At 73.8% G+C, this 573-nt stretch carries 1 protein-coding gene; it reads right to left on the bottom strand.

Annotated elements, in window-relative coordinates; all coding sequences use genetic code 11:
- A partial coding sequence (locus AC2W7G_RS18195) for an SGNH hydrolase domain-containing protein (RefSeq protein WP_485869669.1) occupies positions 1 to 573 on the bottom strand: 573 nt, incomplete at both ends.

Here is a 573-nt window from a genome sequence, read left to right as displayed (position 1 = left end):
CCCTCCAGGCACTGGGGCACGTCCATCGGCAGCCGCGGCGAGGCGGCCACGACCGCGACGCGGATGCCTGCGTCCGTGAGCGTCCGCCAGGCCCGCTGCACCCCGCGGACGCGGACCCGGTCGACCTCGTCCGCGGACGCCTCGCGCTCGGTGATCCGCAGCTTGCGGGCGTCCAGCGCGGTGACGACGAGGTCCGGCCGCTCCTTCACCAGCCGGTCGAGCATCCGCCGGTTGAACGTGTCGCACTCGGGATAGACCTCGCGGTCGTTCATCCGCGTGGCGGCGGTGGTGAGCTCGCACATCGTCTTGGTGTGGACGCTGAGCCGCCACCCGTTCAGCAGGGCCACCTGCTCGAGCGCCGGCAGCCACTGCAGGGTCTTGGAGTTGCCGACGACCGCGACGTCGTAGTCGCCCTCGGGGTCGCCGAACAGGCAGCCCGTGGTGCTCGTGTCCTCGGACCGCTTGTTGCAGGCCTGGCCGCGGGCGGGCGGGACGTCGCTCTCGGCCCGCTCGGGCGCGGGGACGACGGTGGCCAGCGACCGGGCGGGGTCGACCCGTCCGTCGACGACGACG

The sequence above is a fragment of the Aeromicrobium sp. PFPM2_SD2 genome (assembly GCF_057364525.1).
Note: the sequence above shows the minus strand (reverse complement) of the source record. Positions and strands in the feature narration are given on the sequence as shown.